The sequence below is a fragment of the Paenibacillus sp. Paensp38 genome (assembly GCF_059491915.1).
In genome coordinates this window covers 2,212,565-2,228,222 of record NZ_CP168516.1, presented here as the reverse complement: position 1 = coordinate 2,228,222, position 15,658 = coordinate 2,212,565, and the positions used below count along the sequence as shown (strand labels likewise).

The 15,658-nt window shown below is 50.1% G+C and carries 13 protein-coding genes and 2 pseudogenes; 14 read left to right on the top strand and 1 reads right to left on the bottom strand.

Features of this window, described 5'->3' with window-relative positions:
- The first annotated feature begins 403 nt into the window (after positions 1-403).
- The 14 genes and pseudogenes from ACEN8J_RS10025 (at position 404) to ACEN8J_RS09960 (ending at position 13,168) form a co-directional block, all read left to right on the top strand.
- The gene (locus ACEN8J_RS10025) at positions 404-1,993 is read left to right on the top strand and encodes a nitrate/nitrite transporter (RefSeq protein ID WP_029515300.1); all 1,590 of its coding nucleotides are present in this window, start codon (positions 404-406) and stop codon (positions 1,991-1,993) included.
- On the top strand, positions 1,975-2,415 hold the full coding sequence (locus ACEN8J_RS10020; protein ID WP_029515298.1) for a hypothetical protein: 441 nt from the start codon (positions 1,975-1,977) through the stop codon (positions 2,413-2,415). The genes ACEN8J_RS10025 and ACEN8J_RS10020 overlap by 19 nt, the downstream gene beginning before the upstream one ends.
- Entirely contained in the window at positions 2,405-2,731 is a 327-nt protein-coding gene (locus ACEN8J_RS10015; RefSeq protein WP_039274876.1) for a hypothetical protein, read from the top strand. Before ACEN8J_RS10020 ends, ACEN8J_RS10015 begins: the two co-directional genes overlap by 11 nt.
- 52 nt (positions 2,732-2,783) lie before the next feature.
- Positions 2,784-3,065 carry a hypothetical protein gene (locus ACEN8J_RS10010; protein WP_029515295.1) on the top strand — a complete coding sequence of 94 codons (282 nt, stop codon included), beginning with the start codon at positions 2,784-2,786 and terminating at the stop codon, positions 3,063-3,065.
- Positions 3,058-6,744, top strand: coding sequence for a nitrate reductase subunit alpha (locus ACEN8J_RS10005; protein WP_029515294.1), 3,687 nt, complete (start codon positions 3,058-3,060; stop codon positions 6,742-6,744). Before ACEN8J_RS10010 ends, ACEN8J_RS10005 begins: the two co-directional genes overlap by 8 nt.
- Positions 6,734-8,248 (top strand): nitrate reductase subunit beta, encoded by a 1,515-nt coding sequence (gene narH, locus ACEN8J_RS10000; RefSeq protein ID WP_495594457.1) that lies wholly within the window; start codon positions 6,734-6,736, stop codon positions 8,246-8,248. Before ACEN8J_RS10005 ends, narH begins: the two co-directional genes overlap by 11 nt.
- Entirely contained in the window at positions 8,235-8,903 is a 669-nt protein-coding gene (gene narJ / locus ACEN8J_RS09995) for a nitrate reductase molybdenum cofactor assembly chaperone (protein WP_495594456.1), read from the top strand. Before narH ends, narJ begins: the two co-directional genes overlap by 14 nt.
- 2 nt (positions 8,904-8,905) lie before the next feature.
- Positions 8,906-9,604 (top strand): respiratory nitrate reductase subunit gamma, encoded by a 699-nt coding sequence (gene narI / locus ACEN8J_RS09990; RefSeq protein WP_069011446.1) that lies wholly within the window; start codon positions 8,906-8,908, stop codon positions 9,602-9,604.
- Positions 9,605-9,679: 75 nt separating this feature from the next.
- A pseudogene (locus tag ACEN8J_RS09985) lies at positions 9,680-9,808 on the top strand (tyrosine recombinase XerS); the annotation flags it as partial.
- 258 nt (positions 9,809-10,066) lie between these two features.
- Positions 10,067-10,291, top strand: coding sequence for a hypothetical protein (locus tag ACEN8J_RS09980; protein WP_029515287.1), 225 nt, complete (start codon positions 10,067-10,069; stop codon positions 10,289-10,291).
- Between the two features lie 549 nt (positions 10,292-10,840).
- Positions 10,841-12,295, top strand: coding sequence for a sucrose-specific PTS transporter subunit IIBC (locus tag ACEN8J_RS09975; protein WP_209950298.1), 1,455 nt, complete (start codon positions 10,841-10,843; stop codon positions 12,293-12,295).
- A 42-nt stretch (positions 12,296-12,337) separates the two neighbouring features.
- A complete protein-coding gene (locus tag ACEN8J_RS09970) occupies positions 12,338-12,934 on the top strand; it encodes a sucrose-6-phosphate hydrolase (RefSeq protein WP_318628299.1) in 597 nt (198 codons plus the stop codon).
- Between the two features lie 9 nt (positions 12,935-12,943).
- A pseudogene (locus tag ACEN8J_RS09965) lies at positions 12,944-13,021 on the top strand (PTS sugar transporter subunit IIA); the annotation flags it as partial.
- Between the two features lie 24 nt (positions 13,022-13,045).
- Positions 13,046-13,168: a hypothetical protein gene (locus ACEN8J_RS09960; protein WP_412178876.1), complete on the top strand. Its 123-nt coding sequence runs from the start codon at positions 13,046-13,048 to the stop codon at positions 13,166-13,168.
- A gap of 168 nt (positions 13,169-13,336) precedes the next feature.
- On the opposite strand, the gene ACEN8J_RS09955 is transcribed toward ACEN8J_RS09960, so the two are convergent.
- Complete coding sequence (locus ACEN8J_RS09955) at positions 13,337-15,532, bottom strand: alpha-galactosidase (protein ID WP_318628297.1); 2,196 nt, start codon at positions 15,530-15,532, stop codon at positions 13,337-13,339.
- Between the last annotated feature and the right edge of the window lie 126 nt (positions 15,533-15,658).

Here is a 15,658-nt window from a genome sequence, read left to right as displayed (position 1 = left end):
CCTACTAATTTGATTAACCATGTCAAGTTGGAGTTTTTCATCCTATACAATAGAAAAAGACAGTGGTTTAGAATTTCTATGTGGCCAAAAGTATTCAAATATGACAGGCGAAGAACTGCTCATGGACGTGGAAAAACTATTAATCGCTTGAGCTTCATAAAATACAAATGCAATTGCTCTACATAAAAAGTTGACCTGATTTTTGCCCGCCAGCTAGAGCATCTTCCGAAAATATTTTTCCACATCGTAGCCGATCATGGCAAGCATCCTTCCATCACAGGTTGCAAGTGAGTCGTCATTTGTTACCTCCCCAAATCAAATGTTTGAAAGGTCAGAAGTTTGTCAAAAATGGATATTATATCCTATATTTGCAATTCGAATAATCTTCAAAGGGGAGCTATACATGGTAAAAAAAATTCAGTTGCCATTGCAAACCTTAAGTCTGGTTGTCTCCTTTATGGTCTGGGTCTTGATCTCTTCCCTGATTTCTTACATAAGTCAGGATATTCCGCTGACGCTCGGACAAAGAGCGTGGTCCACCGCGATCCCGGTAATCTTGGGCTCTTTGCTGCGAATTCCGGCGGGGATTCTGACCAACCGCTTCGGGGCAAGGCTGATGAATACAGTCAGTTTCTTTATTCTGCTTGTTCCTGTCTACTATTTGAGCCAGGCCAATACTTTTCTGGATTTGGCGGTCGGGGGCTTCTTTCTTGGGATAGGTGGAGCCACGTTCTCGGTCGGTGTGACTTCACTGCCCAAATATTATCCCAAAGAAAAGCAGGGCACCATCAACGGGATATACGGGATCGGGAATCTGGGTACGGCCATCTCTACCTTTGGTGCACCGTGGGTGGCTGATGCGATCGGCTGGTCAAGAGCCCTTCAGTTTTTTTTGATTTTGCTCGCCCTTTTCGCTCTACTGAATCTGTTTTTAGGGGATAAGCACGAAGAGCGCGTACGAAGGTCCTGGAAGAATCAACTCAAGCAGGTTTATCGCAACGAAAAGTTGTGGTTTTTCAGCATATTTTACTTCATCACCTTCGGCTCCTTCGTAGCTTTTACAATCTATCTCCCCGGTTTTCTGGTCAGCTATTTTGAATTAAGCAAGGTGGATGCCGGACTCAGGACGGCGGGTTTTATCGCCTTGGCTACCTTTCTCCGTCCAGTAGGCGGGATACTGTCCGACAAGTTCAATCCTTTTGTAGTTCTTATGTTCGTGTTTGCCGGCCTAACCTTGTCAGGAGTTTTACTCTCTTTCGGATTGACCATGCCTCTTTTTACGTTGGGTTGTTTGATGGTAGCCGTGTGCGCCGGTATCGGGAACGGCGCGGTGTTCAAGCTGGTCCCGCTATACTTTTCAAAGCAAGGGGGCATCGCCAGCGGGATCGTCTCTGCCGCGGGCGGTCTGGGCGGTTTTTTTCCTCCACTGCTGCTTACCCTGCTGTTTGGGTGGACAGGCCACTACGCAATCGGCTTTATGGCCTTGTCCGAGGCCTCGCTGGCCAGCCTGATACTTGTTCTGTGGGTATTTTTCAGCAACAAGCTGGAGTTTGCGTCGGATATTATCAAGTCCACAGCCGATGCCGTGATGGTCACTGATGCCAAGGGCGTGATCCATACCGTAAACGCCGCCTTCACCGAGGTCACCGGATATCCCAAAGAAGCGGTGATTGGAAAAACTCCCAATATACTCAACTCCGGCTTCCAAGATCGCTCTTTCTATAATGCCTTTTGGGTCACTTTGCTGACCACCGGAAAATGGCAGGGAAAGATCGTCAATCGCAAGGCAAGCGGGGAGGTTTTTCGAGAGTGGCTCTCGGTAACGGCAATTACGAACGAGCAGAATGTCACTCATTATGTGGCTATATTCAGCGACCTTTCGCAGGCTGACTCCGTAATCGAGGAAGGTGAAGGCGGCGGGCTAGCGCAAAATCATTTCTCAAAAAAAGCAACAGGAAAGGAGGCGGGGGATTCATGTCAGGACCCGCATTGAGACATGTGGACAGTCATTCGATGATTCATGAGGCGGCCTTAGGCGAAGCAAGAGAACTTACCGAGCTGTTGGACAGAAGTATAAAAAAAGGTGAATTGGACAAAGCGGAGGAAATTGCCTACATCACGGTGGAGCATTGGGAGGGGCGTACGCTCCAGCACGCAGCCAGCGAAGAGGAAGGATTATATGTAGAAGCTGTGGGCATCAAGTCGGAGTTGAAGAACGTCATTATTTCCCTGACTCGCGATCATCAATTAATGCGAGAAATTGTCGCTGAGATTAAGGAACTGCTGGCGCAGAGCAAGGTGGGTGGCGAGCTTCTTGCTCGTTTTCAGGCTTTGATTATCGTTGATGAACTGCATAACCGGGATGAAATGAACATGCTGGAAAAAGAAGTGGAGGGACTGCTCCATGAAAAATGAGACCTATACACTGGCGGCGATGCTTCCCGACAAACCACTTCAATCTGTGGAGCCGAGACTGTATCGGCTACTGGTACAAGAGCTCGAGATGCTCCACCTTCATCCTTATGATGTGAAGGCGGGTGGCCGGACCGATGATCACGGCATCACCGTCTACCTCCGATTTGGCGAGGAATTGGGGCAGGTCACCAGCAGGAAATTTTCCTGGGCATTGGTGGAAGACGGCGATGAAGAGGTCTTGACCTTTTTTAAACAGTCGGCGGAAAAGATTAAGAAATCGATGATTGCCGATTATTTTAAAATGATGAAATTCTAACAAAGGTCGGCAGAATGAGTTGGAAAAATGGATACGAAAGAAGGCGAACCAGATGAATCAGGTGGAAACGGAACAATTTGTCCGGGATGATCGGAATGATTTGCTTGCCTTGCTTGAGATGAGATTCGGCGGAGTGCCGCAGCCTGTGCAAGAACAAATCTGCCGGCTGCAGGATCTGAACGAGCTTCAGCGCCTGATTATCGCGGCTTGCAACGCAGCGGATTGGGAAGTGTTTATGGAAGAGCTTCAGTTGGGACAAGACAGCTTCAAACTGACGGGGGAAAGGTTTAACCCGGTAAACCAGCAGGGAAAGGAGCATCTGTGCAATGGCTGAACATAAAAACAAGCTGCTTGATGCGTTGAAATATTTGCAACGCGGAGAGGCCATAAACGAGGGATGGACCGAGGAGAGCCCAAGATCCCGGGATTGGGAGAGCCTATACCGTGGCCGCTGGCAGCATGACAAGGTCGTTCGGTCGACACATGGCGTAAACTGTACCGGTTCCTGCAGTTGGAATGTTTTCGTCAAGGACGGCATTATCACCTGGGAAACACAAAAAACGGACTACCCGACCACAGGAGCCGACTTCCCCGAGTATGAACCCCGGGGCTGCCCGCGCGGGGCAAGCTTCTCCTGGTATACCTATAGCCCGATCCGGGTGAAGTATCCCTATATCCGCGGTGATTTGTACGACATGTGGCGTGAGGAGCTGGCAGTTGTTGAGGACCCGGTCACGGCCTGGAAAAACATCGTCAGCGATCCCAAAAAGCGTGACAGATACGTCAAGGCCAGGGGGAAAGGCGGCTTCGTTCGGGCGGATTGGGATGATGCCTGTCAGATGATTGCCAGCTCTATTATCCATACCATTCAACAATACGGTCCAGATCGTGTTGTTGGTTTTAGCCCGATCCCGGCCATGTCCATGGTGAGTTATTCGGCAGGGACACGCTTCCTGTCGCTGATTGGCGGGACCATCCTCAGTTTTTATGATTGGTATGCAGACCTTCCCCCTGCCTCGCCGCAGGTTTGGGGAGAACAAACAGATGTGCCGGAAAGCGGCGACTGGTATAACTCCAAGTATTTTATTATCTGGGGGACCAACATTCCGCAAACCCGGTCTCCTGATGCGCATTTCATGGTGGAAGCCCGTTATAACGGCACCAAGGTGGTCGGGGTCAGCCCCGATTATGCCGAGTATGAAAAGTTTGCGGACATTTGGCTGCCAGCTAAAGCCGGGACCGATGCCGCGCTTGCCATGGCTATGACCCACGTCATTCTCAAAGAATTCTACGTGGATCAGCAAGTCCCTTATTTTACGGATTACGCAAAAAAATTTACAGACCTTCCTTTCCTCGTGATACTAGAGAAACATGCCGATGCGTTTCGTTCGGGCCGCTTCCTCCGGGCCTCCGACTTGGGAGATGCCCAGGAGTTGGCCGAATGGAAAACGGTAGTCTGGGACGAGGCATCAGGAGCGCCGATGGTTCCGAGCGGCAGCCAGGGCTTCCGTTGGGATCAGGACAGCAGGTGGAACCTGGATCTCGAAAATCCTGACGGGACAGTAGTGGATCCTCTGCTGTCATTTATTGATGCGGCGGATGAAGTGGCTCTCGTTGACTTTCCTTATTTCGTGGAATCGGAGGGAGGGACAGTTCGGCGTGGAGTTCCCGTAAAGCATTTGCCGAGTGTGGAAGGCAGGACGCTCAAAGTCGTGACGGTTTATGACCTTATGATGGCTCATGTGGGTGTACCCAGACAGCAACTGCAAGGCGATTATCCGGTCGATTATAACGATCCGAAGCCTTACACACCGGCTTGGCAGGAGGCGATTACTGGCGTCAAGAAATCTCATTGCATTCAGGTAGCGAGGGAGTTTGCCGAAAATGCGGCCAAGACAGGTGGAAAATCGATGATCGCCATGGGCGGAGGAACGAACCATTGGTATCACAGCGACCAAATCTACCGTTCCATTCTGAATTTGGTTCTGCTCACGGGCTCCCAGGGAGTAAATGGCGGCGGATGGGCCCATTACGTAGGTCAGGAAAAGGTGAGGCCAGTGGAGGGGTGGCAGCAGATCGCATTTGCAGGAGATTGGATCAAGCCTCCCCGCTTACAAAACGGAACCTCCTTCTTCTACTTCGCGACGGAGCAGTTCCGCTATGAGGCCAAGGTCAATGAGGAGCAGAAACCATCCTGGGGCGGGCGGTTTAACCATATGCATCCTGCGGATGTCAATGCGCTGGCCGTAAGGCTCGGGTGGCTGCCTTCATTCCCGCAATTCAACCAGAACTCCATCGATGTGGCCAGACAGGTTCGAGAAAAAGGGTTTTCGGACGATCAGGAGGCCGTACAGGAAATTGCGAGAATGGTTAAAGAGGGAGAGCTAGATTTTGCGGTGGAGCACCCCAATGATCCGAACAATTTCCCGCGTGTCTTTTTCAACTGGCGGTCCAATCTGCTTGGCGATAGCGGTAAAGGGCATGAATACTTTGCCAAACATTTGATCGGGGCGGACAATCAGGTGTTGACGGACCCGAGCCATTCGTGGCGGCCAGAGACGGTGAAGACGGATGATGTTCCGCCGGAAGGCAAAACCGATTTGTTCATCAGCATGGATTTTAGAATGACGAGTTCAGGGCTGTTTTCGGATATCGTGCTGCCAGCAGCGACCTGGTACGAAAAATACGATTTAAGCACGACCGATATGCATCCGTTTGTCCATCCGTTTAATCCGGCTATTGAACCGCCTTGGCAAAGCAAAAGCGATTGGGACGCTTTTCGGGAAATCGCCAAAACGTTCTCCCAATTGGCGGAGAAACATTTGCCAGCCTGCGAGGATGTTCTCATGACTCCGCTCGGACATGACAGTCCAGATGAAATCGCCCAAGTTCACGGAAAAATCCGCGATTGGCGCAAGGGAGAGACGGAGGCAGTGCCCGGCAAAACGATGCCCCATTTTTTATTGGTGAAGCGTGACTATCCGAACGTGTATGGAAAAATGATTACCATCGGACCGAACATTAAAAAGGGTTATGGAACAAAGGGGATTAAAATTCCCGGCGACAAGGTGTACGGCCAGCTCATGGAGCGGCTGGGGGCATCGAAACATGAGGGGATTGGCAAAGGACAGCCGGATCTATTCCGGGATAAACAGGTAATCGAAGCGATTCTGCTGATGTCTGGCGCCACGAACGGAGAACGAGCCGTGGAAGGCTGGCGTTCGTTAGAGACCAAAACCGGCAAAAAGCTGGAGGACATCTCAAAACCTCGGGAAGAAGAGGCTTTCACGCTTCTGGATATTACTGCTCAGCCCCGGCATACGATCTCAACTCCGGTCTGGAGTGGCTTGGAGAAGGACAATCGGAGATACTCGCCCTTTACCTTAAATACGGAGTACAGCATTCCATGGCGCACTTTAACAGGCAGACAAAGCTTTTATCTGGACCATGAGATGATTTTGGATTTCGGTGAAGGGCTGCCGCTTTATTTGCCGCCGCTGGAGCACGTTCCTTTTTTTAAGGGTGAGAAAGAAGTGCCAGCGAATGGAAAAACGATGACGATCCGTTATTTGACCCCGCACCAAAAATGGGGAATTCATACGATGTTCATCGACACCAATCAAATGTCGACGCTGTTCCGCGGATGGCAGGTCGTCTGGCTGAACGAAAAAGACGGGGCTTCGATCGGGATCAAGGATAACGATTGGATTGAGGTATATAACCGGAATGGAGTCATCGCAGCAAGAGCGGTGCTGACTTACCGGATTCCAGAGGGGATCGCTTATATGTATCATGCCCAGGATCGCACGCTTGGCGTGCCGGGTACCTCTATCACCAAGCAGCGCGGCGGTACCCATAACAGTGTGACTCGAATTACGATGAAGCCGACACATATGATCGGAGGCTATGCCCAACTGAGCTACGGGTTTAATTACTACGGGCCGACAGGAAGTCAGAGAGATACGATGACAATCATCCGACCGTTAAAGGAGGTTGACTGGCTTGAGGATTAAAGCGCAAGTCGCCATGGTCATGAACTTGGACAAATGCATCGGCTGCCATACCTGTTCGGTGACCTGCAAGAACACGTGGACCAATCGGCCCGGAACGGAATACATGTGGTACAACAATGTGGAAACCCGGCCGGGTCCCGGTTACCCTCGGGCATGGGAAGACCTGAGGAAATTTAAAGGCGGGTGGGTTCTGCGCAACGGAAAGCTGGCACTCCGGGCGGGGGGGCCAATCACCAAACTGGCGAATATTTTTTACAATCCGAATATGGCCAGCCTGGACAACTTCTATGAGCCGTGGACCTATGATTACGATAACTTGATTCATAGCCCCAAGCGGAAGCATCTTCCGGTCGCGCGGCCTGTATCACTGATTACCGGAGAATATATGGACAAGCCGGAATGGGGCCCGAACTGGGATGACGACCTGGCTGGCGGGAGTGAGATCGTACCGCTGGACCCGAATGTCAAGCAGCTTCAGGAACAGATCGCCATGGAGTATGAGAAGACGTTCATGATGTACCTGCCCCGCATTTGCGAGCACTGTCTGAACCCTTCCTGCGTGGCTTCCTGTCCATCCGGAGCTTTGTACAAGCGGGAGGAGGACGGTATTGTACTTGTGGATCAAGACGCCTGCCGGGGGTGGAGATTTTGTACCAACGGCTGCCCCTACCACAAGGTATACTACAACTGGAATACGCACAAGGCGGAAAAATGCAATTTCTGCTACCCGCGGACAGAAGCGGGCATGGCCACGATTTGCTCGGAAACCTGTGTGGGCCGGATTCGCTATATCGGTGTCGTCTTCTATGACGCAGATCGAGCCAAGGCGGCAGCTTCCGTGGAGAATCCGCAGGATTTGTATGAATCCCAGCTTTCGGTGTTCCTTGACCCCTTCGAGCCGGAAGTGATCAAGGAGGCGAGAAGAAGCGGGATCAACGATTCCTGGATCGATGCGGCACAGCGCTCGCCGATCTACAAGCTTGCCATGAAGTGGAAGGTTGCTCTGCCACTTCATCCGGAATACCGCACGCTCCCTATGGTGTGGTATGTTCCACCGCTTAGCCCGATTATGAACCATATTGAAGAAGACGAGCTTCAGACCGATCACTATATTCCCGCCGTCGATCAGATGCGGATTCCAATGGAGTATCTGGCATCTCTGCTTACGGCAGGGGATACCTCCGTCATCCGTAGAGTGTTGCTTAAAATGACCGCCATGCGTGTACATAGGCGGCAGCGAGCCGTTGGCGGCATGGATGATCTCAGACACAGCCAGCTTTTGGGAGAGGCGGGAATTACAGTGGAGGAAATTGAAGAGATGACCCGATTGTTCGCTGTTGCCAAATATAACGAAAGGTTTGTGATCCCAACCGCCCGGAGGGAAATGGATGGCGCGAAAGAGCTTCATTACAAGCAGGGGGCATGCAGCATCGAATCCATTACCCCGTCAAGCGCGGTCACGTCACATCTTTTCGCAAGGGAGGACATGGATGATGGAACATAAGCCCGTTTTGCTGGCGGCCTGCGCCAGATTGCTAGGATATCCCTATGAGGATTTTCAGGAAATGAAGGAGGAACTGCTTGCAGCCGTCCAAGAGGAAATGAAAGATAATGAGCTGGCGAGCAGGTTTGGCCAGGCGGCCGAGGCTATCTTCTCGGTTCCTCCCAAGGAGCTTCAGGAAATTTATGTTTGGACGTTCGATTGGAAGGAAAAGACCGGACTCTATCTGACCGCTCATGAATTGGGTGACAGTCGGGAACGTGGGGCAGCTCTGATTTTGCTTCAGCATATTGTCCGGGATGCGGGCTTTATGATGCCGAGCGGGGAGCTGTGCGACTTCATTCCGCTGTTGTACGAGCTGCTGGCCGTAAGGTCCGACAATGTTCATGTACGCGCGCTTGAACTCCGGCTGGCCGCAGCCACAGAGCGGATTCGGAAGCATCTGTCTGAAGACAGTCCCTATTCCGAGTTGTTGAACTTTCTGATGACCGATGTTTTCGAGGTCCCTACGGAAGAAGAAATTCGCATGCTGGAGAGCAAGCGGGAGAGCGCCGATCTGGATGAACTGCCTTATCCTATCCTGTTTGGCATGGACGGTACGGCTCGTAGCGATTCGGGCTTACCTGTCTACAAAACGTGCGATGGAATGGAGGTATAATGATGACTGGTATCTTTTGGTGGGTCGTGTTTCCCTATCTCACCTTGACGGTGATGATCTTTGGCTTGCTCTATCGGTTTGCTTTTCGTCAGGTCAGCTGGACGGCGCCTTCCACGGAGATTTTTGAAAAAAGATGGCTCAGAATCGGTTCGACTGTGTTCCATTACGGGATCATTTTCGCGTTTGTTGGCCATATCATGGGTGTGTTGATCCCGCGCAGTGTTTATCATTTCTTCGGCATATCCGATGAGACCTATCATATATTTGCGATCGCGGGGGGCGGCTTTGCCGGTCTGATGGTCGTCATCGGTCTGGTTCTTCTGCTTATGCGCAAAATCCTTAACCGTCGGGTAAGGGCCCATGCGGGTTTTGGTGATTATTTTGCAGTGATTTTAGTCCTGATCATCGCAGCCATCGGTACCTATATGACCATCGTGTATAATACGACTGTGGTGGCCTATGAATACCGTACGACCATCGGGCCTTGGTTTCGCAGCCTGTTCACCTTTAATCCGCAATACGGGTTGATGCACATGGTTCCTTTCGTGTTTCAGCTTCACATCATCCTGGCGTTTCTTCTGTTCGCTTCCATACCGTTTACCCATCTGGTCCATATGTTTTCTTTTCCCGCACGTTATCCGGCAAGATCTCCGCAGCAGTACCGTTCCAGAAACAGTTACCGGAAACGGGAGAGAACCTGATTTCTATTTCGATATGGACGAAAATTTCTGATGACAATAATAGCTGTTCATGAAGAGCATCTCTGCTTAACCAATGAGAAACTGATTGAAAAATATGCTTCAGCTTTTGGAAAACCAGCTTTATCCGTGCATTCTCTGAGACATTCATTTGCAACCCGTTATCACCTAGAGAACATTAATGTGCCCAGATTGAAAAACAACCTTTATTGATGGTGGGCGATCAAATTAAGATTGAAGCTCTTGGAGGACAGAACATAGGATGTAGAAAGTCGCCCTTAATGGCGGCTTTTTTCTATAGTAATGGATTCAGAATGATGGTTTGCGTCCAAGGAGAATTCTTTTATGGAATACATAGATAAAATTGTATAATAATATATAATTCACCACTTGCAAGAGGCGATTTCAGTTTCATCATTGATCAAACGACCAAAGTGATGAACTTATAGGTGGGGAGGTTTATCAGTGCTTCTGAACTATTGCCATGACTATATTATGTTTTTTGATTGGTTAGTTGCAGAAAACTTTACTAAGGAATCTATGATTGATGAGGTAGGATTCAATGCTCAGCGCGTACTGATGGAGTACATGAAGATAGCTTTTGCAGACATTAATTGGGTAGAGACGATGGTAGATGATGAAGACGAAGGACTCACCGGAGACGAAACGGAGGCTTTAAGTATTCAATAAACCGATTCCTGAATATCGTAAGAACCCACATTGTTCTGCCAAGAGATGCTTAAATTCTTTCCTGACGATTGGCAGGCAAGCACTCTTATGGATTTAGCAAATAATCCTCGTGTTTCAGTCTGTTCAGGTCAGAGTGTAGGAAAACCGGGCTGGAAGCAGCAACGACCCTTTATTTTCTGCGGTGGATTTTTGTGTTAATGAAGGGGCAATTTTTTACCCTGCCATCGCATTAACTTACCATTGGGGATGACATGGATAGTGTTTTATTATCAAATAACAGCCCCCTTACAAAATTTAATATAAAACAAACATTTTGAATTGAGCAATTTTTTTCCTATGGCAAGGGTTGTATGTCCATCCAATCCTACGGGTGGTCAAAAGGGGCTTATTGAAGGGAGCGAGAAGTGGTGAAGTGGGGCAATAACCTTCTTCGGAGAAAGTAATAGGGGGGGCAGTTGTTTTCGAACAAAAATTACCGGCCAATGTCGGTAACGAACATTTTTTTTAATTAAATTGGAACCGGTTTCATAATATTAGGAGGAGAGAAATATGGATTACAAGCAAGTTGCAGCTGACATCCTGGATGCCCTGGGAGGTAAGGAAAACATAACGGCAGCTGCTCATTGTGCGACGCGATTGCGGCTCGTTCTTGAAGATGAATCTTTGCTTGATCAAAAAGCGCTTGATCAAATGGACGTTGTTAAAGGGACTTTTTCTATAGCAGGGCAATATCAAATTATCCTTGGAGCCGGGATTGTAAATAACGTGTATGGCGAGTTCGCCAAACTTACGGGTCTCGGAGAAATGTCCACCGGCGATGTAAAGACGGCAGGAGCAGCTAAAATGAATCCGCTTCAACGACTTGTGAAAGCACTTTCCGACATTTTTGTTCCGATCATTCCGGCGATTGTTGCCGGGGGTCTATTAATGGGGATCAACAATGTTCTGACTGCCAGCAATCTGTTTGGTCCCAGGTCTCTGGTCGAAATGTACCCTGGTATTGCCGATTGGGCAAGCATTATTAATTTATTCGCCAACGCTCCTTTTGTTTTCCTTCCCATCCTGATCGGCTTCTCGGCCACTCGCAAGTTTGGTGGAAATCCTTATTTGGGTGCGGCGCTGGCCATGATTATGGTTCATCCCGATCTGCTTAATGGTTACAGCTACGGCCAGGCACTTGTAGATGGGACAGTACCCACCTGGCAACTGTTCGGTTTCTCAATCGAAAAGGTTGGCTATCAGGGAACGGTTCTGCCAGTACTGGCCGTATCCTATATTTTATCGGTAATCGAGAAAAATTTGCGAAAGGTAATTCCATCTTATCTTGATAATCTGTTGACTCCCTTGCTGTCTGTCCTCGTTACCGGCCTCTTGACCTTTGCTGTTGTTGGACCGGTCCTTCGCGCCGCGGGCAACGGACTGACAGATGGTCTCTTCTGGCTCTATGATACGACGGGTTTCATTGGAGGAGGTATTTTCGGTTTTTTCTATTCTTCGATTGCCATAACGGGAATGCATCACAGTTTCCTCGCTGTGGATACCCAACTATTGTCGGACGTTGCTAAGACGGGCGGATCCTTCTTGCTTCCGATTGCCTCGATGGCGAATATCGCTCAGGGCGCGGCTACGCTGGCCGTCTTTCTCATCACACGCAACAGCAAGACGAAGAGTATCGCCTCAGCTGCCGGCATATCCGCGCTGCTCGGTATTACCGAACCTGCAATGTTCGGAATCAACCTGAAGCTTCGCTACCCGTTCATTGCTGCGATGATCGGTTCCGGCCTGGCTTCCGCCTATATTGCTTACGCACATGTGCTGTCCATTTCAATGGGACCGGCGGCGCTACCCGGTATTATCGCAATCCGTCCACAGTCCATCGCTGATTTCTGTATCGGCATGGGCATCAGCTTTCTGGTTACGTTTCTCATCACCCTGCTCTGGGGCAAGCGGAAAAATGCGTCAGCCTCAGGGGAGACTTCAAGCGAAGCAGCGGATCGACCGTAAGTTTAAGCATGCTTGGAACTATTTTGCAGTAAGGAGGTTGCTGTGGAGTGGACAAAAGAAGAGAGATACAGAAGATTAGAAGATACCAATACGGAGGAAATCTCCGGTCTGGCCGCCAGAGTGGCAAGGTGCCCCTGGCGCCAGGGGTATCATATCCAGCCTGAGACAGGGTTGCTGAACGACCCGAATGGATTTGCTTTTTTTCATGAAGAGTATCATTTGTTCTATCAATGTTTTCCTCTCGGTACTGTGCATGGTCTCAAATATTGGTATCATACCAGCTCTCGGGATCTCGTTCACTGGACGAACCGGGGAGTGGCGTTAAAACCGGACCGGGATTTTGACAGTCATGGAGTATACTCGGGCAGTGCAATCGAACACAATGGGCGATTGTACCTCAGGTACACCGGCAATACACATGATAAGAGTTGGGAGCGAGTGCCTTATCAGTGTATGGCTCAAATGGAGAGAGATGGACGTATACACAAGTTCTCCTCCCCGGTTATAAGCGGACCTCCGTCCGGGTATACCGATCATTGTCGCGACCCCAAAGTATGGAAACAGAAAGATTGCTTTTATGCCGTTTGGAGCGCAACGTTCCAATCTTACCGGCTGAGCCATGCTCTATCGCTCCATTGATCTTTACAAATGGGAAGAGGGTTTACTCTACGAGTTCAGACCGGTGACAAAATCAAGAAAGGACAGCTGCTGGAATTTGATATTTCCGAAATCGAGCAGGCGGGCTTTCCGGTGATCACACCAGTGTTGGTCCCGGACGACCAGGAAATGGTGAAACCGGTGGAGACGATGGAAGGCGCTGGGGTGGTAGACGGTGTCCCCACTGCTTCGTGTTCACTTAAAATGATGGTGTAGCTTGGATTTATCGGAGAACCGGCAAGCTGTTACAGCACATTTGCCAGTTGATTTTTGCTTCTCAAAATAATATAACCACGGCGAAGGGGCATAGCGAGCAGGGCCTGAAATCTCATGATTTCAGGCCCTGCTTTCTGTTGGACTTCTAATTTTTTTGCTTTGATACATTCATTGCTCGTCGATCTTACTAAACCGCCAGAACAGGCTGATAAAATCCCCTTTTATTCTTGGAAGTGTCAAACCGGCGTACATCAGCTCGTCACCTCCGTATATCTTTCCAGTTTCGTGATGGCGGTACAGGTAACGCGAATTCAATCCTTTGCATTTCAGAATAGGCACCCTTTCACCCGGCTGGCTCAGCACTCGGAAGAAAGCAAGTACAGCTTCGCTCTGGTCATCAGAAACAAAGGCCCAGGCCACCTCGTTGCCCTCGAACGGACTTAAAATGCGATAAAATTCTCCGAATTGGATAAGGGGGCGAATTGCTTTATATAGCGCAACTTGGGACTTGATCGCTATCTTTTCCTGCGGCGACATCTTGGTAAGATCGAGTTCGTAGCCAAGGTTTCCCGACATCGCGACATGTCCTCGGGTGTCAAGAGGAGTAACCCGGTTGACTTGATGATTCGGTACACCCGAAACATGAGCGCCCATAGACACAGCCGGATAGACCATACTGTTGCCGTACTGGATTTTTAGCCGACTGATCGCATCGGTATTGTCGCTTGTCCACGTTTGCGGCATGTAATAGAGCATGCCGGGATCATAGCGCCCTCCTCCGCTGGAACAGCTCTCGAACAGTACATCCGGAAAGACGGAAGTGAGCTCGTCCAATACCCTGTACAGACCGAGGATATACCGGTGTCCCGTTTCGCGCTGGCGCTCCGCCGGAAGCAGGGCAGAGCCGATCTCCGTCAAATGGCGGTTCATGTCCCATTTGACATAAGTAATCGGTGCGGAAGACAGAACATCGGACAGCGCTCCAACAATATAGTCGCATACATCCCGCCGCGACAGATCGAGAACAAGCTGATTTCGCCCCACCGTGTGGGGACGATCTGTCACATGAAGACACCAGTCGGGATGGCGCCGGTAGAGTTCGCTGTCCGGTGAGACCATCTCCGGTTCGAACCACAGACCGAACTGCATGCCCATTCCGGTTATCCGCCGGGCCAGATTGTCCAGCCCCTCCGGAAGCTTGCGACGGTCAACGGTCCAGTCGCCCAGGGAACTCAAATCATTGTCCCGCTTGCCGAACCAACCGTCGTCCAGGACAAAGAGCTCCATACCAAGTTCTTTCCCTTCGCGGGCGATCGCTTCGATCTTGTCGGCGTTAAAGTCAAAGTAGGTGGCCTCCCAGTTATTAATTAGAATCGGCCGTTCGGCGTCACGAAATTTGCCGCGACTGAGCCGCGTGCGGTAGAGCCTATTAAAGACGCGGGACATCCCGCCCAAGCCTTGTGCAGAGTATACCATGACGGTCTCGGGCGTTTGAAAGCTTTCTCCGGGAGCCAACTGCCAGGAGAAGCCAAACGGATTGATGCCGATCGACAACCGAGTCGTCCGGTACTGCTGAACCTCGGCCTGGGCTATGAAGTTTCCGCTGTAAACGAGATTGAGCGCGTATACCTCGCCATTGTCTTCATCAGCGCCAGGACGAAGCAGGGCCAGAAACGGATTCTGCTGGGGACTGCTGGCACCTCGCCGGCTTTCCGCATTCTGGATGCCGGGCATAAGGGGTCTCCGCGCAATATTTCGTTCATTGGTATGCGTACCGTAGAAGGTCAACATGTCATACTCGTCATCTCTGAAATCGATACTGGCGCTGAGCGCGCGAAGAAGGACCAGATTGTCGGAGCCGGTATGGTCGAAACGAACCGACCGAGCGATGGCGTCGTATTTGTTAAAGACAGTATAAATTAAGGTAGCACGCAGACCGGTCAGTGCATCTTCAAGCACAAGCTCCAGCGTATCCGCTTCGTCCTCCCTCTCGATGTAAGTGGCAGGAAGACCTGGAAGCTTTGGCTTGCCGGCGAATATCCGATGAGTCTGGTAACGGAAATCACAGATTTCAGATCCATTAGACTGGCCGACCTGATAGGCGGGTATGCCAAAATCGCCGTTCCCGTAACCCGGATACTCCTGCGGAAGGTTGTCCAAGGAGAACCTTCGGTCAGCAGGGTCAGGATTCGGCGAAAAGCCCCGATCGATAAAATCAAAAGGTACAGAATCCTGGTAGATGGCGATTCGTCGTCCCCAGTATAAATGCCCAAGGTAGCCGTCGCGAACAATCTGAATGCAGTAGCTGGAACCGGGGGTTTGCAGGTGAAATACCATGCGTTTCTCATCGTAATGAATGCCCATAAGTGAAATCGTGCTCCTTTTAGTGTTATAATTTAGTAAGCGTATGAAATAACTGATTATAGAAAATTCGTCTTCATCATTAGCGTAAAGGTGCAGAAGAACCGAAACAAGAGTAACTTTATAAAT